Below are 23,931 nucleotides of genomic sequence, written 5' to 3' on the forward strand. Positions count from 1 at the left end.
GCTGAACTCGCCGACGTCCAAACGCTACTCAACATCCGCCCCCGACAAACCCTCCACTGGCGCAAACCCTATGACAAACTCAACGAACTGATCACCGGTGTTGCGCTAACAACCTGAGACAGCCGCCGGGAAAGCGTGGTGAGCTGCAGTATCGGCGCTGCTGGTGGGCCCGCGGCGGTGGGAGACGACGACGGCGGCAGGGCGCCTCCCGCTAGAACGGGTGGAGCAGGCGCTGGACGAAGCGCCGGGTCCGTTCGTGCTTGGGGTTGCGCAGCACCTGGTCCGGGTGGCCGCGCTCGACGACGACGCCGCCGTCCATGAACACCACCTCGTCGGCGACCTCACGGGCGAAGGCGAGCTCGTGGGTGACGATGACCATGGTCCAGTCCTCCTCGGCCAGGTCCTTGATGACCTTGAGCACCTCGCCTACCAGCTCGGGGTCGAGGGCCGAGGTGGGCTCGTCGAAGAGCAGCAGGTCGGGCCGCAGTGCCAGCGCCCGGACGATTCCCACCCGCTGCTGCTGCCCGCCGGAGAGCTCGAAGGGGTACTGGTCCTTCTTCGCAAGGAGTCCGACCCGGTCGAGCAGCTTCTCCGCATCCTGTACCGCCTCGGCCCGGCGGCGCTTCTGCACCTGCACCGGGCCCTCGATGATGTTCTCCAGCACTGTCCGGTGCGGGAAAAGGTTGTACTGCTGGAACACCATGGCGCTCTGGTCCCGCAGGGAGGCCAGTTCCCGGGGGGAGACCCGTGCGCCGAAGGTCACCGATGGCCCGCCGGCGAAGGCGACCGTTCCGCCGTCGGGCACCTCCAGACCGTTGAGGCAGCGCAGCACCGTCGTCTTGCCCGAACCGGAGGGCCCTACGAGAGCGACGACCTCACCGCGGCGCACGGTGAGGTCAATCGAGCGCAGCACCGTGTTCGTGCCGAACGACTTCTCGAGCCCCTCGGCGGTGAGCAGGACCTCGCCGGGCGCACCGGCGCGCCCCGGATCAGTGGTGAACATAGCGGTCCAACCTTTTCTCGAGAGCTCCCTGCCCTGCGGCGAGGATGAAACAGAACACCCAATAGATCAGCGCCGCCTCGAGGTAGAGCAGCATGAACTCCTGGCTGAAGGCGGCGATTTCCTGGGCCTGGCGGAACAGCTCGGTGACCAGGATCAGCGACGCCAGGGAGGTGTCCTTCACCAGGGAGATGAAGGTGTTGGACAGCGGGGGAACCGAGACGCGCGCGGCCTGCGGGAGGATGATGCGCCGCAGCGCCAGCCGCCGTGACATGCCGATGGTGTGCCCGGCCTCCCACTGGCCCTTGGGCACCGACAGGATGGCGGCCCGCAGGATCTCCGCGGCGTATCCGGCGACGTTGAGCGAGAACGCGATCACGGCGCTCGGCCAGGGCGGGATCACCACGCCGATGGAGGGAAGCCCGTAGAAGACGACGAAGAGCTGCACCAGCAGGGGAGTGCCCCGGATGACCGAGATGTATCCTCGGGCGATGCCGGACAGCAGCCGCCGGCCGCTGATCCTCATCAAAGCGAGGACCAGGGCCAGCGTGAGGCCGAGGACGAATGAGACAAGAGTCAGCGGGATGGTCCCGGTCAACCCGCCCTGGAGGAGAGGCCAGAACGAACTCCGGAACAGCTCCCAATCCACTTAGTCGTCCTTCCATCCGCGTATGTGCGCACGGCCGCGTCGAGTTGCCCGGCGGTGGGTTCCGGGTGGAGATTGCGGATCCACCTGCCGGTCCGCCGGGCGGCTCAGCCGCCGGCGGGCCCTCTGGGATTAGCTGCTGACGTCGGCGCCGAAGTACTTCGTCGAAATTTCGGCAAGGGTACCATCGGCCCTCAGCTCGTCCAGGGCGTCGTTGACGGCCTCGACCAGGTCTTCGCTTCCCTTCTTGAAGGCCACGGCGCTCTCCGAGGTGTCCTCGGTCTCCGCGGCGATCTTGATGGAGTCGTTCTTCTCGGTGTTCTGGTAGTCGAGGTAGGTCAGCTCGTCGTTGATCGTCGCGTCGACCCGGCCCTGCTGGAGGAGGGAGACCGACTGGGCCCACCCCTCGACGGCCTCGACCTCGGCGCCGGCCTCCTTGGCCATCTCGTACCAGTTGCTCGTGAGCGACTGGGCTGTGCGCTTGCCCTCAAGATCCTCGAAGGAGGTGATCTCGTTGTTGTCGGCGCTGGTGACGATCACGCCGTTGCTGACGGTGTAGGGATCGGAGAAGTCGTACTTCTCGGTGCGCTCTTCGGTGATTGAGACCTGGTTGGCGATCGCGTCGAAGCGGCCCGCCTCGAGTCCGGCGAAGATCGCATCCCACTGGGTCTCCTCGAACTCGACCTCGACGCCGAGCTTCTCTCCGACAGCGGTGATCACTTCGACGTCGTACCCGGTGAGCTCGCCGTTGCCCTCTTCATGGAAGCTGAACGGCTTGTAGGTGCCCTCTGTGCCGACGGTGAGAACGCCGGATTCCTGGATTTCCTGGAGGGTCGACGGCGCCGCCTCGGTGGCTCCGCCGCCTCCTCCTCCGGAGTTGGACGAAGCCGAGCACCCGGTGACGGCAAGGGCCAGCGCTGCGGCGGTGCCGAGGACGGACAGACGGAAGGTCATGGTGAAGTCCTTAAAATTCTTTGAGGGGGTGTCTGCGGGCGGCGCGGTTAACCGCCTTCTACAATGTGCAACAACATTGAACCCTGTCATTGTTCCGCGGCGGTGGCGACCCAGTGTGACGCCAGATGTCGAACTTTCCTGCGAACCCTTGAAAAAGCGTCGCAAATTGTGCCTTGGGCTAACTCCGGGAGCCGGGCAGCCCGAGCGCCTAAGCTTGTAGAGGCTGAACGGAAGGCACCTGCATGAGCATGGAAGGCGCGGCGTGGAGTTCCCTCTACCGGATCTCCACCGCCAAGGACCGCACGAACAAATTCTCGAAGGAAACGCTGAAGCGCATTGTCGCGTTTGCGGTGCCCTACCGGGTGAAGCTCACGCTCTTCATCCTGTTGTCGGTGGCCGCCGCGTTCCTCGCCGTCGCAACCCCGGTGCTCGCCGGGCAGGTCGTCGATGTCATCGTCGCCGACGGCGCCACCCAGACGGTGATCTGGCTCGCCGTCGTCATCGCCCTGGTCGCGGTGGCGGACGCCGCCGTCAGCCTGGCCACCCGCTGGTACTCGGCGAACATCGGTGAGGGTGTGATCCTCGACCTGCGCACCGCCGTGTTCAACCACGTCCAGAAGATGCCGATCGCCTTCTTCACGCGCACCCGCACCGGCGCCCTGGTGAGCCGGCTCAACAACGACGTGATTGGCGCCCAGCAGGCCTTCAGCGGCACCCTCTCCGGGGTCGTCAGCAACACGGTGGCCCTGGTGCTGACACTCATCGTCATGCTGAGCACCTCCTGGCTGGTGACGGTCCTTGCCGTCGTGATGCTCCCGCTGTTCCTGGTGCCGGCGCGGCGCATGGGCGGGAAACTCGCGGCGCTGCGGCGCGAGGCGGCCGACCACAACTCGGCGATGAGCACGCAGATGACCGAGCGGTTCTCCGCGCCCGGAGCGACCCTGGTGAAGCTGTTCGGCCGGCCCGACGCCGAGTCCGAGGAGTTCCGGGTCCGCGCCGCCCGAGTGCGCGATATCGGCGTGCGCATGGCCATGCTCCAGTTCATCTTCTTCACCGCGCTGATGCTCGTCTCGGCCCTCGCCCTCGCGCTCGTCTACGGCCTCGGCGGAACCCTCGCCCTCGGCGGGCAGCTCGAGACCGGCGAGGTGGTGACCCTCGCCCTGCTGCTCACGCGGCTGTATGCGCCGCTGACATCCCTGGCAAACGCGCGGGTCGAAATCATGAGCGCACTGGTCAGCTTCGAGCGGGTCTTCGAGATCCTCGATCTGAAGCCGCTGATCCAGGAAAAGCCCGACGCCCGGGAGGTGCCGCCGGGACCCGTGACCATCGAGTTCGACGACGTCCGCTTCGCCTACCCGTCGGCCGACAAGGTCTCCCTGGCCTCGCTCGAGGAGGTCTCCACCCTCGACACCCGCGGAGGCGAGGAAGTGCTCCACGGCATCTCCTTCACCATTCAACCGGGGCAGACCGTCGCGCTGGTGGGTACCTCCGGCGCCGGGAAGTCGACCATCGCGCAGCTGCTGGCGCGCCTCTACGACGTCGACAGCGGCGCGGTGCGCCTGGCCGGGGCCGACGTCCGTGACCTCACCTTCGCCTCAATGCGCTCCACCTTGGGCATGGTGACCCAGGACGGGCACCTCTTCCACGAGACCATTCGGTCCAACCTGCTCCTCGCGCGCCCCGAGGCGACGGAGGACGAGATCTGGGATGCCGTCCGCCGCGCCCGCCTGGAGCCACTGCTGCGATCACTTCCGGACCAGCTCGACACCATGGTCGGGGAGCGCGGCTACCGGCTCTCCGGCGGGGAGCGCCAGCGCATGACCATCGCCCGGCTGCTGCTGGCCCAACCGCGTGTGGTCATCCTCGACGAGGCGACCGCGGCGCTCGACTCCACCTCGGAGGCGGCAGTGCAGGCCGCCCTGACCGAGGCGCTGGAGGGGCGGACCGCCATGGTGATCGCACACCGGCTCTCGACCATCCGCAGCGCCGACCTGATCCTCGTTGTGGAGGACGGCCGGATCGCCGAACGCGGCACCCACGAGGAACTGCTTGAGCGCGGGGGCCGCTATGCGGAGCTGCACCGGACGCAGTTCGCGGTGCAGAAGAATGCCGCGCCGGACGAGGATCCCGAAGTGCTTAGCGGGGCGCCTGCCGCGCCGTAACCTCCGGCGCAGGCGGTGCGCCCAGCGCGGGGAGGACGAACTCGGTCAGCAGCGGGGCGAGGTCGGTCCGGCCCCCGGCCGCCGCCAGGTCCAGCCAGCCGATCTCCTCGATCTCCGCGGCTGGAACCGGGGTGCCCTCCAACGGGCCCAGGAACACGGCGGCGTCGATGAAGGTGTCCGGCTCGTTCGCCGCCGGCCCATACCAGCGGCCGAGCAGCCGAAGCCGACCCTCTGGCACGTCCAGGCCCAGTTCTTCCTGGAGTTCGCGCACCGCTGCGGCTCCGGCCGTTTCCCCGGGCTCGAGCTTGCCTCCGGGCTGCATGAACATGGTGGTGCCGCGCTTGCGTACGAGGAGGAGGCGCCCGGCGCCGTCGAGCAGGCACAGCGCGGCGATGGAAAGCACGTGGGTCATAGCCGCCTCGGGGGTTCGGGCAGGGCTGCCCCTTATTTCATCAAAGTGCCCCTGGCCGGAATCGAACCGACGACCTTCCCTTTAGGAGAGGGACGCTCTATCCTACTGAGCTACAGAGGCCTGCCGGGGCGGATCCACCCCTGTCAAGCGCTCCCAGCTTACCCGCTTCCGCTGCCGTGCTGAAAAGCTCAGGACCGTGCTGTCGGGCCGCCGGGCAGCGTGCGAATCCTACAGGGAGACCCTTCCCCCGTCGAGGTGGGGCGAAAGGAAGCGCTGATGCTCTTGTCAAATCCACTTTTCTGTACTTTATTTCGCCGTAACACGCAGTATGTGATTGCAGTCACGCCCGTTTCGGGGTTGATTTGAGGGATGAAAATTTCCCAGGCATTACCCCACGCCGTGGCCGAGGACGTGGGATGGCTCGCCGCCATCGATAACGCCATCAATGCGGCCTTCGAGCCGATCGCCACAGGCTTCTCGGCGGTCGTCTTCTATCCAATTACCATCGGGGAGGTCAGCTTCCCCGCCGTGGTGGCCTGGCTCATCGCAGCCGGTGTCATCTTCACCATCTACTTCGGCTTCATCCAGTTCCGTGGGCTCAAGGTCGCCACCGAGGTGATCCGGGGCAAGTATTCGGTCAAGGACGATCCCGGAGAGGTCCCGCACTTCCAGGCTCTGACCTCCGCGCTGTCAGGAACCGTCGGGCTGGGCAATATCGCAGGCGTCGGCGCCGCGATGGCCCTCGGCGGCCCCGGCGCCACCTTCTGGATGATCCTCGCCGGACTGCTCGGCATGGCCAGCAAGTTCGCCGAGTGCACCCTCGGCGTGAAGTACCGCGAGGTTCACGAAGACGGCACCGTCAGCGGCGGTCCGTTCAAGTACCTCCCCATCGCCTTCAGCAAGCTCGGCAAGGTTCCCGCGAAGATCCTGACCGGGATCTTCGCCGTCGCCATCCTCATCTTCGGCATCGCCGGCGGCAACATGTTCCAGGCCAACCAGACCTTCGCCCAGGTGCAGAACGTCACCGGCGGTGAGGACGGATTCCTCGGCAGCGCGGGTGCAGCCCTGATCTTCGGTATCATCCTGGCTGTCCTCGTCGCCGCCGTCATCCTCGGCGGAATCAAGTCCATCGGCGCCACCACCAGCAAGCTCGTCCCTGCCATGGGATTCGTCTACGTGACGTCCTGCCTGCTCGTGATCCTCGTGAACATCGGCCAGGTCCCCGCCGCCTTCGGCGCCATCATCTCGGGCGCCTTCAACCCCGCCGGCATCGCCGGCGGCATCGTGGGCGTCATGATCGTCGGGTTCCAGCGTGCCGCCTTCTCCAACGAAGCCGGCCTCGGCTCCGCAGCGATCGCCCACTCGGCAGTGAAGACCCGGCGCCCCGTCAGCGAAGGCTTCGTCGCCCTCTTCGAACCGCTCGTCGACACGGTGATCATCTGCACCATGACGGCGCTCGCCATCATCATCGCCGGCGCGCCAAGCCTCCAGGCCGGTATCGACCAGGTCCAGGCCGGCGACGGCCCGCCCGACGGCGTGACGCTGACCTCCGATGCGTTCGAAACGGTGCTCCCGTGGTTCCCGATCGTCCTGGCCATCGCCGTGGCGCTCTTCGCCTACTCGACGCTCATCACCTGGTCCTACTACGGGCTGAAGGCCTGGGAGTTCCTCTTCGGCCGCGGCAAGACCTCGGAAGTCATCTACAAGGTCATCTTCCTGTTCTTCACCGTCGCCGGCTGCGTGCTGACCTTCAGCCAGGTCATCAGCTTCGCCGACGCCGCCCTGTTCGTCTGCGCCTTCGTGAACCTGCTCGGTGTGTACCTGCTGCTGCCGGTCATCAAGCGCGAGATGAAGGAATACCTCGCCGACCGCAAGAGCGGCAAGCTCGCGCAACTCGGCATCGAACCCGAAGACATGCGGAGCCCCCGCTAGCAGTTCCACCCGGTCCTGCGGCCGGAATAGATTCCCAACCCAAAGCGCCTGCCGGCGGAGATCTGCCGGCAGGCGCTTTCCTGTCCGCCGAAAGCATGCCGGGGCGGTGCGTGTCAGCCCCACCGCCTAGACTGGTGGGCACCATGGATATGCTTTTCGACCCGTACCCCGCGCCCAAGAACCCAGGTTCGAAACAGCCACGGGGCGGGCAGGTCTCCGCGTCGTCCGATCCGGCACTCGCGCACAGCCCCGTCTCGGCACGCCCCAGCGAGGAGCGCGCCCGGGAGCTCCTCGAGGGGCTGAACCCGCAACAGGAGGAAGCGGTCCGCCACAGCGGCTCCCCGCTGCTCATCGTCGCCGGCGCGGGCTCGGGCAAGACCCGCGTGCTCAGCCACCGCATTGCCCACCTGCTGGCCACCGGCCGGGCGCGGCCGGGGGAGATCCTCGCCATCACCTTCACCAATAAGGCGGCGGCCGAGATGCGCGAGCGCATCGAGGCACTGATCGGGGACGTCGCCCAGCGCATGTGGATCTCCACCTTCCACTCCTCCTGCGTGCGCATCCTGCGCCGGGAGGCCGCGAGCGTCGGACTGAACTCCAACTTCTCCATCTACGACTCGGCCGACACCCTGAGGTTGATCACCCTCACCGCGAAGGGCCTCGACCTGGACCCGAAGCGGTTCGCGCCCAAGGCCATCCAGCATAAGATCTCCGCCCTGAAGAACGAGTTGATCGACGAGGAGGCCTACGCCGACGCGGCCGACCCCTCCGACCCGTTCGAGACCGCTGTCGCCGAGGTCTACAAGGGCTACGCCCAGCGCATGCGCTCGGCCAACGCCATGGACTTCGATGACCTGATCGCCCAGACGGTCTACATGTTCCGTGCCTTCCCCGGGGTGGCCGACTACTACCGCCGCCGGTTCCGGCACGTCCTCGTCGACGAATACCAGGACACCAACCACGCCCAGTACGCCCTGGTCCGGGAGATCGTCGGGGTGCCGGGGGAGACCACCGACGATCCCGCCGAACTGACCGTGGTAGGCGACTCCGACCAGTCGATCTACGCCTTCCGCGGCGCCGACGTCCGGAACATCGTCGAATTCGAGAACGACTACACCAGTGCCCGCACCATCCTGCTCGAGCAGAACTACCGGTCGACGCAGACCATCCTGAGCGCGGCCAACGCCGTGATCTCCCGCAATCCCAACCGGCCCGAGAAGCGGCTGTGGACGGCCGAAGGCAACGGCGAAAAGATCGTCGGCTATGTGGGGGAGAACGAACACGAGGAAGCCCGGTTCATCGCCGACGAGATCGACCGGCTCCAGGACGAGGAGAACCTGCGCCCCGGAGACGTTGCGGTGTTCTACCGCACCAACGCTCAGTCGCGCTCCATCGAGGAGATCCTGCTGCGGGTCGGCCTGCCCTACAAGGTGGTCGGCGGCACCCGCTTCTACGAGCGCAAGGAGATCAAGGACGCACTGGCCTACCTGCGGGTGCTGGTGAACCAGGACGACGTCGTCAACCTGCGCCGGATCCTCAACGAGCCCAAGCGGGGCATCGGGGACCGTGCAGAGTACGCGGTCGCCGCCCTCAGCGAGCGGCACCGCATCAGCTTCATGGAGGCGCTTCGGAGGGCCAACGAGGCGCCGGGGATGGCGACCCGGTCGGTGAATGCCGTGGCAGGCTTCGTCAAGCTCATCGACGACCTCGCCGGGGTCGCGGAGGGCTCGGGCGCCTCGGCGGCGCTCGAGGCGGTCCTTGAGCAGACCGGGTACCTCGAACAGCTGCGCACCAGCAACGACCCCCAGGACGAGTCCCGCGTCGAGAACCTCGCCGAGCTCGTCGCCGTCGTGCGCGAATACGAGCGCGACAATCCTGAGGGAACCCTCGGGGACTTCCTCGAACAGGTCTCCCTCGTCGCCGACGCCGACTCGATCCCCGACGCGCCGGAGGGTTCCGCGGAGGAGGTCGAGCAGGCCGTGGCGGAGGCGCGGCGCCAGGGCGTCGTGACCCTGATGACCCTTCACACGGCGAAGGGCCTCGAGTTCCCGGTGGTCTTCCTCACCGGCATGGAACAGGGAATCTTCCCGCACCAGCGGTCGGCGACCGATCCGAAGGAACTCGCAGAGGAGCGCCGGCTCGCCTACGTCGGGCTCACCCGCGCCCGCCGCAGGCTCTACCTGACCCGCTCGGAGGTCCGCAGCATGTGGGGGCAGAGCCAGTACAACCCGGCCAGCCAGTTCGTCTCCGAGGTTCCCGACGAGCTCATCGAATGGAAGCGCGAGGGTGCGTCCCTGCCGGCCTGGAACGCCAGCCCGACGAGCGGCCCGCGCTTCAGCGGATCGTACTGGGGATCCGGCGCGTCCGGCTCCGGAGCGGCAGCGGCCTCCCCGGCCAAGGCCATCGGGCGCGTCCAGCCCCAGAAGGAGGTTATCTCGGTGGCGCCCGGGGACAAGGTCAACCACACGACCTTCGGCAACGGGACCGTGGTCGCGGTCGAAGGAGCCGGGGATAAGACGGTGGCGAAGGTGCGCTTCGGCGAAGGTGAAAAGCGCCTCCTGCTGCGTTATGCGCCGCTCACAAAGGCCGGATAAATCTCGATTTTCGCCTAACTTAATTTCAATTCTTTCTACAACTCATAGAAGTGTGGCCTTCCTCACGAAACGGGTAGTCTGGAAAAGGCCCCCAGTGCCAAGGGACTAAAGTTCCCTGTGTAAACCTACTTCGACGTAGAAGGACACTAGCCCGTGGACCTGTTTGAATATCAGGCGCGCGATCTCTTTGAGGCACACGGAGTTCCCGTGCTCGCCGGCATCGTGGCGCACACCCCTGAAGAAGCCAAAGCAGCAGCTGAAAAAATCGGCGGAGTCGTCGTCGTCAAAGCTCAGGTCAAGGTTGGTGGCCGCGGTAAGGCCGGCGGCGTGAAGGTGGCCAAAACCGCCGACGAAGCCCACCGCTATGCCTCGGACATCTTGGGGATGGACATCAAGGGTCACACGGTTCACACCGTCATGATCGCCCAGGGCGCCGACATCGCCGAGGAGTACTACTTCTCGGTGCTGCTCGACCGGTCCAACCGCAACTACCTCGCCATGTGCTCCGTCGAGGGCGGCATGGACATCGAACAGCTCGCCGTGGAGCGCCCCGAGGCGCTGGCCCGCGTTGCCATTGACCCGGGCGTCGGCATCGACTCGGCCAAGGCCCAGGAGATCGTCGAGACAGCAGGTTTCGCTCCGGAACTGCACGAGGGCGTCATCGCGACGATCCTGAAGCTGTGGGACGTGTTCGTCAAGGAAGACGCAACGCTCGTCGAGGTGAACCCCTTGGTGAAGACCGGCAGCGGCGACATCCTCGCCCTGGACGGCAAGGTCACCATCGATGAGAACGCCGGCTTCCGCCACGCGGACCACGCGGCGCTCGAGGATAAGGACGAGGCCGACCCGCTCGAGGCGAAGGCCAAGGCCAACGACCTCAACTACGTCAAGCTCGACGGCGAAGTCGGCATCATCGGCAACGGCGCCGGACTCGTGATGTCCACCCTCGACGTCGTCGCCTATGCAGGGGAAGCCCACGGCAACGTGCGCCCCGCCAACTTCCTCGACATCGGCGGCGGAGCCTCCGCTGAGATCATGGCCGCCGGCCTCGATGTCATCCTCAACGACACCCAGGTGAAGAGCGTGTTCGTCAACGTCTTCGGCGGCATCACCGCCTGCGACGAGGTCGCCAACGGCATCGTGAAGGCCCTCGAAATCCTCGGCGACGAAGCCAACAAGCCCTTGGTGGTCCGCCTCGACGGCAACAAGGTGGAGGAGGGCCGCGCCATCCTGCGCGGAGCCAACCACCCCCTGATCACCCTGTCCGACACCATGGACGAAGGCGCCGACAAGGCCGCCGAACTGGCTTACGGAAAGTAAAGGTTTTCACCAATGTCTATCTACCTCAATAAAGACTCAAAGGTGATCGTCCAGGGCATCACCGGCGGCGAGGGCACCAAGCACACCGCACTGATGCTCGCGGCGGGTACCCAGGTCGTCGGCGGCGTCAACGCCCGTAAGGCCGGCACCACCGTGACCCACGGCGACGTCACCCTGCCGGTCTACGGCACAGTGAAGGAAGCCGTCGCCGAATCCGGTGCGGATGTCTCCATCGTGTTCGTGCCGCCGGCCTTCACCAAGGACGCCGTCGTCGAGGCGATCGAGGCCGGCCTCGGCCTGGTCGTCGTCATCACCGAAGGCGTCCCCGTGCAGGACACCGCCGAGTTCTGGGCCCTCGCCCAGTCCAAGGTCGACGCCGACGGCAAGCAGGTCACCCGCATCATCGGCCCGAACTGCCCCGGAATCATCACCCCGGGGGAGTCCCTGGTAGGCATCACCCCCGCGAACATCACCGGCAAGGGCGGCGTCGGCCTGGTCTCCAAGTCCGGCACCCTGACCTACCAGATGATGTTCGAGCTGCGTGACCTCGGCTTCTCGACGGCCATCGGCATCGGCGGCGACCCCATCGTCGGCACCACCCACATCGACGCCCTCGCGGCGTTCGAGGCCGACCCGGAGACGAAGGCCATCGTCATGATCGGCGAAATCGGCGGCGACGCCGAAGAGCGTGCGGCCGAGTACATCAAGGCCCATGTGACCAAGCCGGTCGTCGGCTACGTCGCAGGCTTCACCGCCCCGGAGGGCAAGACCATGGGCCACGCAGGTGCCATCGTTTCGGGCTCCGCCGGAACCGCCCAGGCCAAGAAGGAGGCCCTCGAGGCCGCCGGCGTCAAGGTGGGCAAGAGCCCGTCCGAGACCGCACGCCTGCTGCGCGAGGTTTACGCCACGCTCTAGCTCTCCAGCCCTTCAGGCAGAAAAGCCCCGGACCGCTGCGGTCCGGGGCTTTTTCGCGTACGCACGCAGGAGGTGCCGTCGCCGGAGCATGCTGTGCCGCTCCCATGACACGATGGGCGCATGACAACGACGCCGGCGTCCGCCGGTTCCCGCTACCTCATCACCCGCAGCCGCCTGATCAAGGCGCCCGCCGCGCGCATTTTCGAAGTGCTCGCCACCCCGGCACTTCACAGCGTGATCGACGGCTCAGGCACTGTCCGCGGGGAACAACCCGGTGGCCCGGCCCGGCTTTCGGCAGGCGCCCGGTTCGGCATGAACATGAAGCTCGGGCCCCGCTACCGGATCCTCAACCGGGTTGTCGAATTCGAGGAGGGGCGCCGGATCGCCTGGCGCCACTTCTCCCGCCACGTGTGGCGTTACGTCCTCGAACCGCGCGGGGAATCCACCCTCGTCACCGAGCAGTGGGACGCCCGGCCGGTGCCCTGGAAGCTGGTCCTGCTGCTCGCGGGATTCCCGCGCCGGCACCCGGCGAGCATCGAAAAGACCCTGGTCCGCCTCGACGAGTACGTCACCGGGCGGCCCTGACCGCCGCAGGATGCTCCCCTGGGGATCCTCCGGCTGAGCGCTAGAGGGCGGTTGTGCCGAAGAGCATTCCCAACAGGTAGGTGGCTGCCGCGGCGCCCAGCCCGATGGCGAGCTGGCGCAGCGCGAGCCTCAGCGGGGAGGCACCCGACAGCAGCCCCACCACGGCGCCGGTGGCCAGCAGCGCCAGCCCGACGAGGACGCACGCCGTGACGACGGCGGCCAGGCCCGTGAGGCCCACGAGGTAAGGGAGGACCGGAATCACCGCTCCCGAGGCGAAGAAGCAAAAGCTCGAGGCCGCAGCGCCCAGCCCGGTGCCGACCTGTTCGTGGGCGTCCTCCGACGGGTCGGTATCCGGCTGCAGGGAGAAGCTCGGGTCACAGTCGCAGGCAGCGAGCCCCATGCGTTCCTCGGCGCGGTGCGTGGCGGCCTCAGGGGTCATTCCCCGCGCCCGGTACACCAGCACCAGCTCGTTGGCCGCAATGTCGAGTTCCTTGGAGGCAGTCAGCGTGACCTGCGTGGGACGGGTCGCCGACAGGAGCTCCCGCTGGGAGCGGACCGAGACATACTCCCCGGCACCCATCGAGAGGGCGCCGGCCAGCAGGCCGAAAAGGCCGCTGACGAGGATCAACCCGGTGGAAACCCCCGTCGCCCCGATGCCCATGATGAGCGCAAGGTTGCTGACGAGGCCGTCATTCGCGCCGAAGACTGCGGCCCGGAAGTTCCCCGAGAGGCGGTTCCGGCCGCGGGTCGCCAGCGCCCGGACCACCTCCTCGTGGATCTGCTCGTCGGCGGCCATCGCGCTGGTCGCGGTGGGATCGGCCGCATAGGGGGAGCGTCCTTCGGCCCGCTGGGCCAGGGCGAGGACAAACACCGAGCCGAACCGCCGTGCCAGCAGCCCCAGCAACCGGTTGCGCACCGAAGGGCGGACCGGGCGTCCCGCCTCGTCGCCGAGCAGCTTCAGCCAGTGCGCTTCGTGGCGGCCCTCGGCATCGGCGAGGGCGAGCAGGATGTCGCGTTCCTCGCCGCTCCGGCGCCGGGCGAGGTCCCGGTAGGTGGCTGCCTCGGCGCGCTCGTCGGCGAGGTACTGGCGCCAGCGCTTGAGGTCGCGGGGATCGTGCCCGGATTGAGCGGCTTTCACTGAATGCTCCTCTAAACCTGCTGCAGTGATCGCCGGGTAGGTGGAGCTCCGGCCTGCAACACGTGGACGTGTTCTGGCCGAAGGTCTCGCTCGCCGCCCTGTTGACGGTGGACTGCCGGGCGGCTCAATTGACGCCAGTATGTCGACAGGCCTCGCGGCACACCGGCCGCGGAGCTACTCCCCTTCGCTGCCGACAGTCTAACGTGTCCGCGCCCGACGTGTTTTCGACCGGTGGGCTGGTTGTCCCGATGCGCCGTTTCTCGGCGGCGCGGCGGGGAAGCACCAATCCGCGCACCGGATCGTCGAGAATACACAGGGGGCGCTACCGTGACGCCAGTGCGGCACGGTAGAGTCAGCAGGGTCAAAACAGGAAGCAGGCTTATGAAATCGGAGTTCTCCCGTCCGTGGACGGCGCGCTACGCGCCCGGCGTGCCACACGAGATCGAGGTCCCGGACGGATCGTTGTTCGACCTGCTCGAATCCGCAGCAGCCCGCCACGAGGACCGCACGGCGCTCGAGTTCTTCGGATCGGAGACCACGTACGGCCGGCTGGGTGCCGACGTCCTGCGCATCGCCGAAGGGCTGCGCCGGCTCGGAGTCACAGCAGGGGACCGCGTGGCCCTCGTCCTTCCCAACTGCCCGCAGCACATCGCCGCCTTCTACGCCGTGCTCCGGCTCGGGGCGATCGTCGTTGAACACAACCCGCTCTACACCGACCGGGAACTGCGCCACCAGTTCGAGGACCACGGCGCGAAGGTCGCCGTGGTGTGGGACAAGGTGGTTCCGCAGGTCCAGCGGCTCCCACAGGACCTCGGGCTCGAAGCGATCGTCTCGGTCGACCTCACCCGCGCGCTGCCGGCCGGAAAGCGCCTCGCACTGAATCTGCCGCTTCCCGCCGCCCGCCGCGCCCGGTCCGCCCTGACCCCGTCGGAAAAACTCACCGGGCCGCACCCTCTCCACCGCTGGGAAGGGCTGCTGGCATCCCCGCCGCTGGATCAGGGGCATCCCCGGCCCGCGTCCGGCGACACCGCAGTCATCCAATACACCAGCGGCACCACGGGAACCCCCAAGGGCGCCGTTCTGACGCACCGCAATCTGCTCGCCAACGCCGCCCAGGGCCGTGCCTGGGTGCCCGGACTTCTTGAAGGGGAGGAGGTCGTCTACGCGGTGCTGCCCATGTTCCACGCCTACGGGCTGACCCTGTGCCTGACCTTCGCCATGAGCATCGGGGCGCGGCTTGTCCTCTTCCCGCGGTTCGACGTCGACCTCGTGCTGCAGGCCGTCCGGAAGAGCCCGCCGACGTTCCTGCCGGCGGTTCCCCCCATCTACGACCGGCTCGCCGCGGCCGCCGAGGAGCGGGGGATCGACCTCTCGAGCATCCGGTTCGCCATCTCCGGTGCCATGAACCTGCCTCCGGAGACGGTGGTCCGCTGGGAGAAGGCCACCGGAGGGTACCTCGTTGAGGGCTACGGGCTCACCGAGACCTCCCCGGTGGCTCTTGGCAATCCCATCGGCCCCACCCGGCGGCCGGGCACCGTCGGCGTCCCGTTCCCCAACACCGACATCCGGGTCGTCGACCCCGATCGCCCGGACGTGGAGAGGCCGCCCGGAGAGGCCGGCGAACTGTTGATCCGTGGCCCGCAGGTGTTCTCCGGCTACTGGCAGAAGCCCGAAGAAACCGATGCCGTGCTGCTTGAGGGAGGGTGGTTCCGCACCGGCGACATTGTGAGCGTCGACGCCGACTCCTACGTCAGCATCGTCGACCGGATCAAGGAACTGATCATCACCGGGGGCTTCAACGTGGCTCCCACCGAGGTGGAGGACACCCTTCGAGCCTGCGGCCCGGTCACCGATGCCGCCGTTGTCGGCCTGCCACGGCCCGGCGGCGGGGAGGACGTCGTCGCTGCCGTCGTGATGGCCGACGGAGCGGAGCTCGACGAGGAATCCCTCCGCAAGCGCTGCCGGGACGGTCTGGCCGCCTACAAGGTTCCCCGCCGCATCTTCGCGGTCGACGAACTGCCCCGGTCCTTGATCGGGAAAGTTCTGCGGCGCGAGGTGCGCACCAGCCTCCTGAACAGCAAGCCAACAACACCTACCGGAAGACAGGCACCATGAGCGTCAATGCACCAGAAACGACGAATCCCTGGAAGGACAGCCTTGGCCGGGCCAGCCTGCGCTCTGCCCAGGTCCTCCTGATGCTGCTGCTCGCCGTGGTCACCGTCTACGCCCTGATCCAGGTGCGCCTCGTGGTGATCCCAATTCTGCTTGCCCTGATCCTTGCCTCGGCCATCGTGCCGCTCGTGCACTGGCTCCGCCGCAAGGGCTGGCCCGCCTCCGCGGCCACCGGATTCTCCTTCCTGCTTCTCCTGCTCCTGTTTGGAGGGCTGATCACCGGCATTGTGTTCGCCGTGCAGAACCAGGCCGGTGAGCTCGTCGACAGCGCCGTGCAGGGCTTCGACCAGCTCTATGCCTTCGTCGAGAACGGCCCGATTCCCGTTGACTCGGGCCAGATCCAGCAGGCCCGGGACGCGGTGGTCGACTTCGCCACCAGCAGCACCGCGGGCGCCGGGGCTTTGTCCGGCCTGAGTGCCGCGACCAACTTCATCGCGGGCGGCCTGCTGATGGCCGTCATCCTCTTCTACTTCCTCAAGGACGGCGAGAAGATCTGGGCCTTCATCCTGCGGGCGTTCAAGGGCAAGCGGCTCGTGAAGGCCCGCCGGGTTGGCTACAGCAGCCTCGCCGTGCTCGGCGGCTACGTCCGGGGAACGGCCATCGTGGCACTCGTCGACGCCGTGTTCATCGGCATCGCGCTTGCCGTCCTCAGCATTCCGCTGGCCCTTCCACTGTCCGTCATCGTCTTCATCGGGGCGTTCATCCCCCTCGTCGGGGCCACCCTGGCCGGGGTCCTCGCAGCCCTGGTCGCGCTGGTCTCCAACGGTCCCACTGCGGCGCTGATTGTGATCATCGTCGTCATCGTGGTGAACCAGCTCGAGGGGAACTTCCTCCAGCCGGTCGTCATGGGACGCACGCTGAGCGTCCACGCCCTGGTCATCCTGCTCGCCCTGACCGCCGGAACCATCCTTGCCGGCATCATCGGCGCCATCCTGTCGGTGCCGGTGGCCGCCGTCACCTGGGCCGCGATCAAGGCGTGGAACCAGGAGGAGGACGACGCGATCACCGATACGGAAATCGTCAAAGCCGAACAGGCCACTGCCCTCGATGAGAGCGGGCACGGCCTGAGCACTCTCCCCAAGGACGACCCCCAGGCCGTCGAGCTGGCCGAGCTCGCGGCCGCCAAGCGCTCCGATGAGAACCGCCCCGGCGTCGCGTCGCGCGGTGTCACCCCGGAGACCGAGGAATCCTCGAAGCAGTTCGCGGAGGAGCCGTCGGTCCCGGCCACGGCCGGTTCCCCCGGCACCCCCGGAACCGGCTCGCACGGCGACGGCTCCGAGGATACCGGCGCGGCTGCTTCCTCTGCGACCCGGCGGGAGCGGCGGGACCGCCGGGACAGCGGCGGCTCCACCGCCCTTGACGACTGACCCACTGACCGGCGCCCACTGACCGGCGCCGGTTGAACAGCCGGCCGAACAGCTGATTGAAAAAACCAAGGGCCCCTCCCGCGCTGCGGGAGGGGCCCTTGGGCTGTTACATCCGGCTACGGACGATCCGGAAGGGCCGATGCCCCGCCGGCGGACGCTTCGACGCCCGGCGCCTCATCGTCGGGAACATTGCCGGCCACGCGGTCTTCCCAGGCGCTCATGACGGCCGGACTGGTGGGCGGGCTTGCAAAGGAAACCGCGATGTACACGAAGGCGGAGGCGGCAAGGCCGAAGTAGATCGGCTCGTTCGCGTAGATGCCGTCGTACTGGTTCTCGGCGTTCACCTCGAGGTAGATCATGGTGCCGAGGGTGACGAGCGTCCCGACGGCCATGGAGACCCCGGCGCCGAGGCCGTTGCCGCGCTTCCAGACGAGGCCGCCGATAATCGAGACAAGAAGTCCGCCGACAAGGATGTCGTAGGCGATCGTCAATGCGGCGACGACGTCCTGGACGACGATGGCGAGGGCGATGGCCGTGACGCCGAGCCCAAACACCCACCACCTGCTGGCAGTGACATCATGTGCCTCGGCGTTCCCGGCGGGCTTGGTGTGGATGCGCGTACCGGTTGTGGCCGACCGGGCGTCCCTCCGGGTCGTCCAGCTCCTCACGTAGGGGAGCACGTCGGTGCGGGCTACCGTGGCAGCGGCGATCAGCGAGCCGGAGGCCGTCGACATCATTGCGGCGACGGCGGCAGCCAGGACGAGGCCGCCGATCCCGATGGGCAGCACATTGATGGCGATGTCGGCGTACACATCGTCCCGCGATGCGATGTCGGGCAGGATGACGCTGGCTGACATGCCGATCACCGCTCCGGCGACGCCGTACAGGATGCAGTAGATGCCAGCCGTGGCGCCGCCCCAGCGGGCGACCTCCGGCGTGCGGGAGGTGAAGACCCGCTGCCAGATGTCCTGGCCGATGAGCAGGCCCAGGGTATAGACGACGAAGTAGGTGATGATGCTCTGAGCGCCGATGCCGGTGATGTTGAAGAACTCGGATCCGGCCCGCTCGGCGATGCCGTCGAAACCGCCGGCCGCCGAGAGGGAGAAGGGGAGCATCAGGGCGAAGACCCCGATTGTCTTGATGACGAACTGGGCCATGTCGGCTAGCGTGATCGACCACATTCCGCCAATCGCCGAATAGATCACGACGATGATTCCGCCGATGGCGATGGAGAGGGCGCGGTCCCAGCCGAAGAGGACGACGAAGATGGTCGCATAGGCACCGGTCGACGTGGCGCAGAGCATCAGCGTGTAGGCGAGCATGACGATCCCCGACACCTTGGTCGCCTCCGAGCCGTAGCGGAGACTCAACATCTGGGAAACCGTATAGATCTTCAGCCGCTGGATGGTCGGGGCGAACAGCAGGCTCAGCAGCAGCACGCCGGTGCCGATGGCGACGACGAGCCACATTCCCGAGATCCCGTAGGTATAGCCCAGCCCCACCCCGCCGACTGTTGAGGCGCCACCGAGGACGACGGCGGCCATGGTGCCGGTGTAGAGCAGGGGCCCAAGGCGCCGGCCGGCTACCAGGTAGTCGCTGGCATTGCGGGTGCGGGACTTCCCCCACCAGCCAAACCCCAGCATGGCCACCAGATATATAACCACTATCGTCATATTGAGGTATTCCATAGCTCATTCCCGCAGACGTCGAAGTTGCATGCTAATCAACAGTTGTTTCGTAGTAGGCTATAGTGATGGAGCTCACAGGTCAAGCGGTTGACTGGTCTGCGGTCGGGGAACGGCGCGGTGGATCGCTATGCTCGAACCGAGTCTCCGCAACCCCAGGGAAGCAGCTCGGTCCCCGCAACCCATGCCCCGCGGAAAGAGGATTGCCATGAAGGCCCTGCCCGTCGAACCCACCAACGCCCCGGTGGCGATCGGTTCCCGCATCCGCGCAGCCCGGCAGGCCCAGCGCATGACCATCGAGCAGGTGGCGGAGGCGACTGGGCTCACGAAGGGTTTCCTCAGCCGGGTTGAACGCGACCTCACCTCGCCCTCGGTAGCCTCGCTCGTGACCCTGTGCCAGGTCCTCTCGATCTCCATCGGCGACCTGTTCCTGGCCCCCGAAACCCACCTGACCCGCCTGCAGGACGCCCCCCGGATCAGCCTTGGCGGCGAGGGGATCGTCGAGCGGCTGATGACCGCCCGCTCGGAACGCCGGCTGCAGATGATCCGTGCCGTGATCGAGCCGCACGGGCGCGGGGAGGCCGAACTGTACTCGGTGGACTGCGAGGTGGAGACCCTGCACGTGGTGGAGGGCTCCTTCGAACTGATCTTCTCCAATGAGCGCTTCGAGCTGCAGGCGGGGGACACCGTGACCTTCCCGGGACGCGAGCCCCACACGTGGGCCAACCCCTCGGGGGACCGCGCCGTCATCCTCTGGACCCTGGTGCCGGCGGCCTCGGGGAAGTAGGGCGGGGGCGGGGTCGGACCACCGACGTCATTGACGCTCCATGCCTTGACCCGGTACCCGGCGCGCAATTAGCCTTACGAAAAACTATTGATGCATATTTAGCAACTTGCGGTGTGCCGCCTGCGCACCGCTGAGGAACGGACGACGCCCATGGAAGAACTGCGCATTACGGCAGGTGGCCACCTCGGCCCCATCGATTCGGCCCGCGTGCCGCGCTACTCCGGCGCCGCGACCTTCGCGCGGCTCCCACGCCTCGACCAGGTGGACCGCACCGACATCGCCGTGGTGGGGGTTCCCTTCGACTCCGGCGTCTCGTACCGGCCCGGGGCGCGGTTCGGCGCCAACCACGTCCGCGAGGCATCACGTCTGCTGCGCCCCTACAACCCGGCGCTCGACGTCTCGCCGTTCGAACGTGTCCAGGTCGCCGACGCCGGCGACATGGCCGTCAACCCCTTCAACATCCACGAGGCCATCGAGACGGTCCAGGCCAACGCGCTCGACCTGACCGCCGGCGGAACCCGGCTCGTCACCCTCGGCGGGGACCACACAATCGCCCTGCCCCTGCTGCGGGCGGCCTCCGAGCGTGCCGGTTCACCCGTGGCGCTGCTCCACTTCGACGCGCACCTCGACACCTGGGACACCTACTTCGGTGCGGAATACACCCACGGGACGCCCTTCCGGCGGGCCGTCGAGGAGGGGATCCTCGACACTGAGGCCATCTCGCACGTCGGGACGCGCGGACCCCTCTACGGCGTGAAGGACCTCGAGGACGACCGGCGCTTCGGCTTCGGTATCGTCACCTCCTCCGATGTGTTCCGCCAGGGGGTCGACGAGGTCATCGCCCGGCTGCGGGACCGCATCGGGAACCGGCCGCTGTATGTCTCGGTCGACATCGACGTGCTCGACCCCGCCCACGCCCCGGGCACCGGCACCCCCGAAGCTGGCGGAATGACAAGCCGGGAACTCCTTGAGATCCTGAGGGGGCTGCGCGGCCTCAACCTCGTCGGCGCCGACGTCGTCGAGGTGGCCCCGGCCTATGACACCGCCGAAATCACCGGCGTCGCGGCCTCCCACGTCGCTTACGACCTCGTCAGCCTCATGGCCGACAACCTCACCCCGCCTTCGAAGGAAAGCTGAATGGAAATCACCGACAGCGCCGCCTCAGTTCCGCCCCAGCCCCTCACCGGCCAGCGCAACGGCGGTGACCTCGTCGTCGAGACGCTGACCGCCCTGGGCGCCACCACCGTCTTCGGCATCCCCGGCCAGCACGCCCTCGGGCTCTTCGACGCCCTGTCCCGCTCGCCGCTGCGTTTCGTCTCGTCCCGGGTGGAAAACAATTCGGCGTTCGCCGCAGACGGCTTCTCCCGGGCCACCGGTGAGGTCGGCGTTCTCTTCCTCTCCACCGGCCCCGGCGCGCTCACCTCGCTGGCGGGACTCCAGGAGGCCTATGCCACCGGCGTCCCGATGATCGTGATCGCCAGCCAGATCCCGCTTGAGGGCCTCGGCGCGCGGCGCAAGGGCATGCTCCACCAGCTCGACGACCAGAAGGCCTCGGCGGCGAACGTCACCAAGAGCCAGCGGCTGATCCAGCACGCCTCGGGGATCCCCTCCGCAATCCAGGACGCCTGGACCGAGGCCGTCTCCTCGCCGCAGGGGCCGGTCTGGATCGAGGTGCCCCAGAACGTGCTGTTGGACCCGGTGATGGTGCCCCGGGTCGAGGATGCCCTCGCCGAGCCGTTCGACAACCCCCCGCGCGTCGAGCTCGTCCGTGAAGCGATCGAGTGGCTCACCGCCTCCAAGCGTCCCGCCATCGTTGCCGGCGGCGGAGCGCGCCGCGGCAGGGCCGAGCTTGAGTTGCTCTCCATCGCCGAAAAGCTCGGCGCCCCCGTCGTGTGCTCGCCCGGCGGCAACGGCGCGTTCCCCTGGAACCACGAGCTGTCGCTGCAGTCCTGGGTCGAGGACCGCTACGTCACCGAGGTGCTCGAGGACGCGGACCTCCTGCTGGTCATCGGCTCCTCCCTCGGTGAGGTCACCTCCAACTACTTCACCCTCGAACCGCGTGGGCGCATCATCCAGGTCGACGCCGAACCCCGCGTCCTCGAATCGAACCGCCCGGCCCTCGGCATCCGCGCCGACGCCGGGCAGGCACTCAAGGCCCTCGACGAGGCGCTGCCGACGCTCGACCGCGGACGCACCGAGGGCTATGACGCCGCAGCGCTGGTCGCCGAGACCCTCGCCAAGGTCTCGGCGCGCCTCGACGCCCAGGACCTGGGGATGGAGCGCCAATTCATGGCCGACATCCGCGAAGCGGTGCCGGACTCGATGCAGACCTTCTGGGATATGACCATCTCCGCCTACTGGGCGTGGAGCTGCTGGGACTCACGCGACGGACAGTTCCACTCGGCACAGGGCGCCGGCGGCCTCGGCTACGGCTTCCCCGGCGCCATCGGCGGCGCCGTGGGCCTGGAATCCAAGGGCCTGCCGCCGCGGGTGCTCGCGGTCTCCGGCGACGGCTCGGCCATGTACTCCATCGCGGAGCTGGCGACGGCGAAGCAGCACAACCTCCCCGTCACCTGGCTCATTGTCGATGACGGCGGCTATGGCATCCTGCGTGAATACATGGAGGGGGCCTTCGGCAAGGCGACGGCCACCGAGCTGGCCCGGCCCGACTTCGTGAAGCTCGCCGAGGCCTTCGGCGTACCGGCGCGCAGGGTCGCACCCGCCGACGTCCGGGAGGCCCTCGAGAAGAGCCTCGCGGCCGAGGGGCCGAACGTCGTCGTCGTCGAGACATTGCTGCGCCTCTTCGCGCCCACGCACCTGGCCGACTGAGCCGGGCCTGTGCCGCGCGCCGGCCTGCAGGTAGGGTTTACCTACCCGCAGGCCGGACAGAAGGGGCGCATCGATGTCATTCCGCAAGGGCGAGAAGGTCACCTGGAACACACCGCAGGGGACGACCGAGGGCAAGGTCGTCGAGAAGCGGGAGAAGGAATTCACCTTTGACGGCCAGAAGTTCAAGGCGTCCTCCGACGAGCCCTACTACATCGTCGAGAGCGCAAAGTCGGGCAAGCAGGCGGCCCACAAGCAGAGCGCCCTCAGTAAGCCCTCCTAGGCCGGTCCGCTACTTCAGTGGATCGTGGCCCCAGTTCATCAGGGAGTAACGCCACCTCGAGTGTTCGAGGTCGTCCTTGCCCGGAGTCTGCGCGAGATGCCGGTGCACGTAGCCGACCACCTTCGCCATGTGCTGGACGTCGTTCTCCGACAGGTCCGCCTTCCGGGTTTCGAGGATCTCTACGATCCGGCGGCCCGAGGCGTGCCCGACTGATTCCCCGCCGTCCTTCTGGCCAACGGAAAGCGACTCGTCGGTGTCAAGCCATTTCTTCAGCTCCGCGGCCGTCATATTGACAGATTCCCTCCATTGGGGCCACACCGCGTCGAGATCCGTACCATTCGTTGCCACCGGTCACTCCCTTCGCCGCGCGGGTTCCCGTGCCGGCATCCGCGTACTTCCTGTTTTCGGGGCTTCCCGTAGCTTAATCGTAAGCAGGCTGATAAAGGTAGAGGGTAGGTCGATTTTCGAGAACTAAGGAGTACGACATCATGGCAGGAAACCTTCTGGCTCGATCCGCCCACGACCTCGGCGCGGCCGCATGGTTCGGCGGAACCCTCATGGGAGCGGTGGGGCTGAACGGCGCCACCGGCAAAGCAAAGGACCCCAGCGAGCGAACACGCCTCTCAAGCCTCGGATGGGCGAAGTGGACCCCGGTGCAGATCGGTGCGTTCGTCGCGCACGCCGTCGGCGGCATCGGGCTGATCTACGGCAACAAGGGCCGCCTGGCCAAGCAGGACGGCGTGGGGGCCAATACGGTGATCAAGAGCGTCGTGACGGTGGCCGGCATGGCGCTTTCCCTCTACGCAGGCATGATGGGCAAGAAGGTCGCCGAACTGGCTGAACAGGGTGGCGAAGGCGCGACGGAGCCGCGCCCCGGTGCCTCGGATGAGCTCGCCAAGGCCCAGTCGCAGCTCAAGATGCTGCAGTGGGCGCTCCCCGTCGTCAGCGGAACCGTTGTGGTCCTCTCAGCCCACCAGGGTGAGATGCAGCGGCCCACCAATGTGCTCGACGGATTCTTCGGCAGGAAGTAGGCCCCCGGCGGCCCCGCAGGGGGCGCTGAGGAAGAGGTGGCTCCCGGCGCATGGCGCGGGGAGCCACTTGCCGTTTAGCCACCAGAGGTGTTCGCCTCCCGCGGAGGGGAATGAAACCGGCG

General features: G+C 67.4%; 20 protein-coding genes and 1 tRNA gene. 13 read left to right on the top strand and 8 right to left on the bottom strand.

The features are described 5' to 3' along the window. Positions 1–211: 211 nt before the first annotated feature. The 3 genes from GVV86_RS17000 to GVV86_RS17010 all read right to left on the bottom strand — a co-directional run bounded on the left by GVV86_RS17000 (position 212) and on the right by GVV86_RS17010 (position 2,600). On the bottom strand, positions 212–1,003 hold the full coding sequence (locus tag GVV86_RS17000; RefSeq protein WP_159620332.1) for an amino acid ABC transporter ATP-binding protein: 792 nt from the start codon (positions 1,001–1,003) through the stop codon (positions 212–214). After that, the gene (locus GVV86_RS17005; RefSeq protein ID WP_159620334.1) at positions 990–1,649 is read right to left on the bottom strand and encodes an amino acid ABC transporter permease; all 660 of its coding nucleotides are present in this window, start codon (positions 1,647–1,649) and stop codon (positions 990–992) included. Before GVV86_RS17005 ends, GVV86_RS17000 begins: the two co-directional genes overlap by 14 nt. Positions 1,650–1,778: 129 nt before the next feature. Further along, positions 1,779–2,600, bottom strand: coding sequence for an amino acid ABC transporter substrate-binding protein (locus GVV86_RS17010; protein WP_159620336.1), 822 nt, complete (start codon positions 2,598–2,600; stop codon positions 1,779–1,781). Between the two features lie 242 nt (positions 2,601–2,842). On the opposite strand from GVV86_RS17010, the gene GVV86_RS17015 reads away from it, so the two are divergent. After that, positions 2,843–4,762, top strand: coding sequence for an ABC transporter ATP-binding protein (locus tag GVV86_RS17015; protein ID WP_159620338.1), 1,920 nt, complete (start codon positions 2,843–2,845; stop codon positions 4,760–4,762). Here GVV86_RS17015 and GVV86_RS17020 read toward each other — a convergent pair. Both GVV86_RS17020 and GVV86_RS17025 read right to left on the bottom strand, forming a co-directional pair. After that, on the bottom strand, positions 4,737–5,174 hold the full coding sequence (locus tag GVV86_RS17020) for an NUDIX hydrolase (protein ID WP_159620340.1): 438 nt from the start codon (positions 5,172–5,174) through the stop codon (positions 4,737–4,739). The two genes, GVV86_RS17015 and GVV86_RS17020, sit on opposite strands and share 26 nt — an antisense overlap. 46 nt (positions 5,175–5,220) lie before the next feature. Beyond that, positions 5,221–5,294, bottom strand: a tRNA-Arg gene (locus GVV86_RS17025). Positions 5,295–5,543: 249 nt separating this feature from the next. Between GVV86_RS17025 and GVV86_RS17030 the strand changes: the two genes are divergently transcribed. The 5 genes from GVV86_RS17030 to GVV86_RS17050 all read left to right on the top strand — a co-directional run bounded on the left by GVV86_RS17030 (position 5,544) and on the right by GVV86_RS17050 (position 12,520). Continuing rightward, entirely contained in the window at positions 5,544–7,106 is a 1,563-nt protein-coding gene (locus tag GVV86_RS17030; protein ID WP_159620342.1) for an alanine/glycine:cation symporter family protein, read from the top strand. A gap of 143 nt (positions 7,107–7,249) precedes the next feature. Continuing rightward, positions 7,250–9,700, top strand: coding sequence for a DNA helicase PcrA (pcrA, locus tag GVV86_RS17035; RefSeq protein WP_159803491.1), 2,451 nt, complete (start codon positions 7,250–7,252; stop codon positions 9,698–9,700). Between the two features lie 153 nt (positions 9,701–9,853). After that, positions 9,854–11,020 carry an ADP-forming succinate--CoA ligase subunit beta gene (gene sucC, locus GVV86_RS17040; protein WP_159803492.1) on the top strand — a complete coding sequence of 389 codons (1,167 nt, stop codon included), beginning with the start codon at positions 9,854–9,856 and terminating at the stop codon, positions 11,018–11,020. Between the two features lie 12 nt (positions 11,021–11,032). Beyond that, complete coding sequence (sucD, locus tag GVV86_RS17045) at positions 11,033–11,935, top strand: succinate--CoA ligase subunit alpha (RefSeq protein WP_159620348.1); 903 nt, start codon at positions 11,033–11,035, stop codon at positions 11,933–11,935. 120 nt (positions 11,936–12,055) lie between these two features. Beyond that, positions 12,056–12,520, top strand: coding sequence for an SRPBCC family protein (locus GVV86_RS17050; protein WP_159620349.1), 465 nt, complete (start codon positions 12,056–12,058; stop codon positions 12,518–12,520). 40 nt (positions 12,521–12,560) lie between these two features. Here GVV86_RS17050 and GVV86_RS17055 read toward each other — a convergent pair whose 3' ends face one another. Next, positions 12,561–13,658: a VIT1/CCC1 transporter family protein gene (locus GVV86_RS17055; protein WP_246199882.1), complete on the bottom strand. Its 1,098-nt coding sequence runs from the start codon at positions 13,656–13,658 to the stop codon at positions 12,561–12,563. 381 nt (positions 13,659–14,039) lie between these two features. Between GVV86_RS17055 and GVV86_RS17060 the strand changes: the two genes are divergently transcribed. Together GVV86_RS17060 and GVV86_RS17065 are read left to right on the top strand one after the other, a co-directional pair. Then, the gene (locus GVV86_RS17060) at positions 14,040–15,773 is read left to right on the top strand and encodes a long-chain-fatty-acid--CoA ligase (RefSeq protein ID WP_159620351.1); all 1,734 of its coding nucleotides are present in this window, start codon (positions 14,040–14,042) and stop codon (positions 15,771–15,773) included. Continuing rightward, positions 15,770–17,197 carry an AI-2E family transporter gene (locus GVV86_RS17065; RefSeq protein ID WP_159620353.1) on the top strand — a complete coding sequence of 476 codons (1,428 nt, stop codon included), beginning with the start codon at positions 15,770–15,772 and terminating at the stop codon, positions 17,195–17,197. The genes GVV86_RS17060 and GVV86_RS17065 overlap by 4 nt, the downstream gene beginning before the upstream one ends. Before the next feature lie 116 nt (positions 17,198–17,313). Here the strand turns inward: GVV86_RS17065 and GVV86_RS17070 are convergent, their stop codons facing one another. Continuing rightward, positions 17,314–18,885, bottom strand: a complete 1,572-nt coding sequence (locus GVV86_RS17070; RefSeq protein ID WP_159620355.1) for a sodium:solute symporter family protein — start codon at positions 18,883–18,885, stop codon at positions 17,314–17,316. A 205-nt stretch (positions 18,886–19,090) separates the two neighbouring features. On the opposite strand from GVV86_RS17070, the gene GVV86_RS17075 reads away from it, so the two are divergent. From GVV86_RS17075 to GVV86_RS17090, 4 genes are all read left to right on the top strand, one after another. Continuing rightward, a complete protein-coding gene (locus GVV86_RS17075; RefSeq protein ID WP_159620357.1) occupies positions 19,091–19,669 on the top strand; it encodes a helix-turn-helix domain-containing protein in 579 nt (192 codons plus the stop codon). Between the two features lie 150 nt (positions 19,670–19,819). Beyond that, positions 19,820–20,806, top strand: coding sequence for an agmatinase (gene speB / locus GVV86_RS17080; protein WP_159620359.1), 987 nt, complete (start codon positions 19,820–19,822; stop codon positions 20,804–20,806). Beyond that, on the top strand, positions 20,807–22,498 hold the full coding sequence (locus GVV86_RS17085) for a thiamine pyrophosphate-binding protein (protein WP_159620361.1): 1,692 nt from the start codon (positions 20,807–20,809) through the stop codon (positions 22,496–22,498). Positions 22,499–22,571: 73 nt separating this feature from the next. Beyond that, positions 22,572–22,778: a hypervirulence associated TUDOR domain-containing protein gene (locus GVV86_RS17090; RefSeq protein ID WP_133402819.1), complete on the top strand. Its 207-nt coding sequence runs from the start codon at positions 22,572–22,574 to the stop codon at positions 22,776–22,778. Between the two features lie 9 nt (positions 22,779–22,787). Here GVV86_RS17090 and GVV86_RS17095 read toward each other — a convergent pair whose 3' ends face one another. Then, positions 22,788–23,126, bottom strand: a complete 339-nt coding sequence (locus GVV86_RS17095) for a DUF3140 domain-containing protein (RefSeq protein ID WP_246199883.1) — start codon at positions 23,124–23,126, stop codon at positions 22,788–22,790. 140 nt (positions 23,127–23,266) lie between these two features. Between GVV86_RS17095 and GVV86_RS17100 the strand changes: the two genes are divergently transcribed. After that, positions 23,267–23,809, top strand: coding sequence for a hypothetical protein (locus GVV86_RS17100; protein WP_159620363.1), 543 nt, complete (start codon positions 23,267–23,269; stop codon positions 23,807–23,809). Positions 23,810–23,931 lie beyond the last annotated feature (122 nt).

It is taken from the genome of Arthrobacter zhaoguopingii (assembly GCF_009828595.1).
GTDB lineage: Bacteria > Actinomycetota > Actinomycetes > Actinomycetales > Micrococcaceae > Arthrobacter_D > Arthrobacter_D zhaoguopingii.

Bases quoted from the DNA above. Each gene is read 5' to 3' on its own strand.
- GVV86_RS17000 (WP_159620332.1), bottom strand. From the start codon at position 1,003: ATGTTCACCACTGATCCGGGGCGCGCCGGTGCGCCCGGCGAGGTCCTG.
- GVV86_RS17010 (WP_159620336.1), bottom strand. From the start codon at position 2,600: ATGACCTTCCGTCTGTCCGTCCTCGGCACCGCCGCAGCGCTGGCCCTT.
- GVV86_RS17015 (WP_159620338.1), top strand. From the start codon at position 2,843: ATGAGCATGGAAGGCGCGGCGTGGAGTTCCCTCTACCGGATCTCCACC.
- GVV86_RS17020 (WP_159620340.1), bottom strand. From the start codon at position 5,174: ATGACCCACGTGCTTTCCATCGCCGCGCTGTGCCTGCTCGACGGCGCC.
- GVV86_RS17030 (WP_159620342.1), top strand. From the start codon at position 5,544: ATGAAAATTTCCCAGGCATTACCCCACGCCGTGGCCGAGGACGTGGGA.
- pcrA (WP_159803491.1), top strand. From the start codon at position 7,250: ATGGATATGCTTTTCGACCCGTACCCCGCGCCCAAGAACCCAGGTTCG.
- sucD (WP_159620348.1), top strand. From the start codon at position 11,033: ATGTCTATCTACCTCAATAAAGACTCAAAGGTGATCGTCCAGGGCATC.
- GVV86_RS17050 (WP_159620349.1), top strand. From the start codon at position 12,056: ATGACAACGACGCCGGCGTCCGCCGGTTCCCGCTACCTCATCACCCGC.
- GVV86_RS17060 (WP_159620351.1), top strand. From the start codon at position 14,040: ATGAAATCGGAGTTCTCCCGTCCGTGGACGGCGCGCTACGCGCCCGGC.
- GVV86_RS17065 (WP_159620353.1), top strand. From the start codon at position 15,770: ATGAGCGTCAATGCACCAGAAACGACGAATCCCTGGAAGGACAGCCTT.
- GVV86_RS17070 (WP_159620355.1), bottom strand. From the start codon at position 18,885: ATGGAATACCTCAATATGACGATAGTGGTTATATATCTGGTGGCCATG.
- GVV86_RS17075 (WP_159620357.1), top strand. From the start codon at position 19,091: ATGAAGGCCCTGCCCGTCGAACCCACCAACGCCCCGGTGGCGATCGGT.
- speB (WP_159620359.1), top strand. From the start codon at position 19,820: ATGGAAGAACTGCGCATTACGGCAGGTGGCCACCTCGGCCCCATCGAT.
- GVV86_RS17085 (WP_159620361.1), top strand. From the start codon at position 20,807: ATGGAAATCACCGACAGCGCCGCCTCAGTTCCGCCCCAGCCCCTCACC.
- GVV86_RS17090 (WP_133402819.1), top strand. From the start codon at position 22,572: ATGTCATTCCGCAAGGGCGAGAAGGTCACCTGGAACACACCGCAGGGG.
- GVV86_RS17100 (WP_159620363.1), top strand. From the start codon at position 23,267: ATGGCAGGAAACCTTCTGGCTCGATCCGCCCACGACCTCGGCGCGGCC.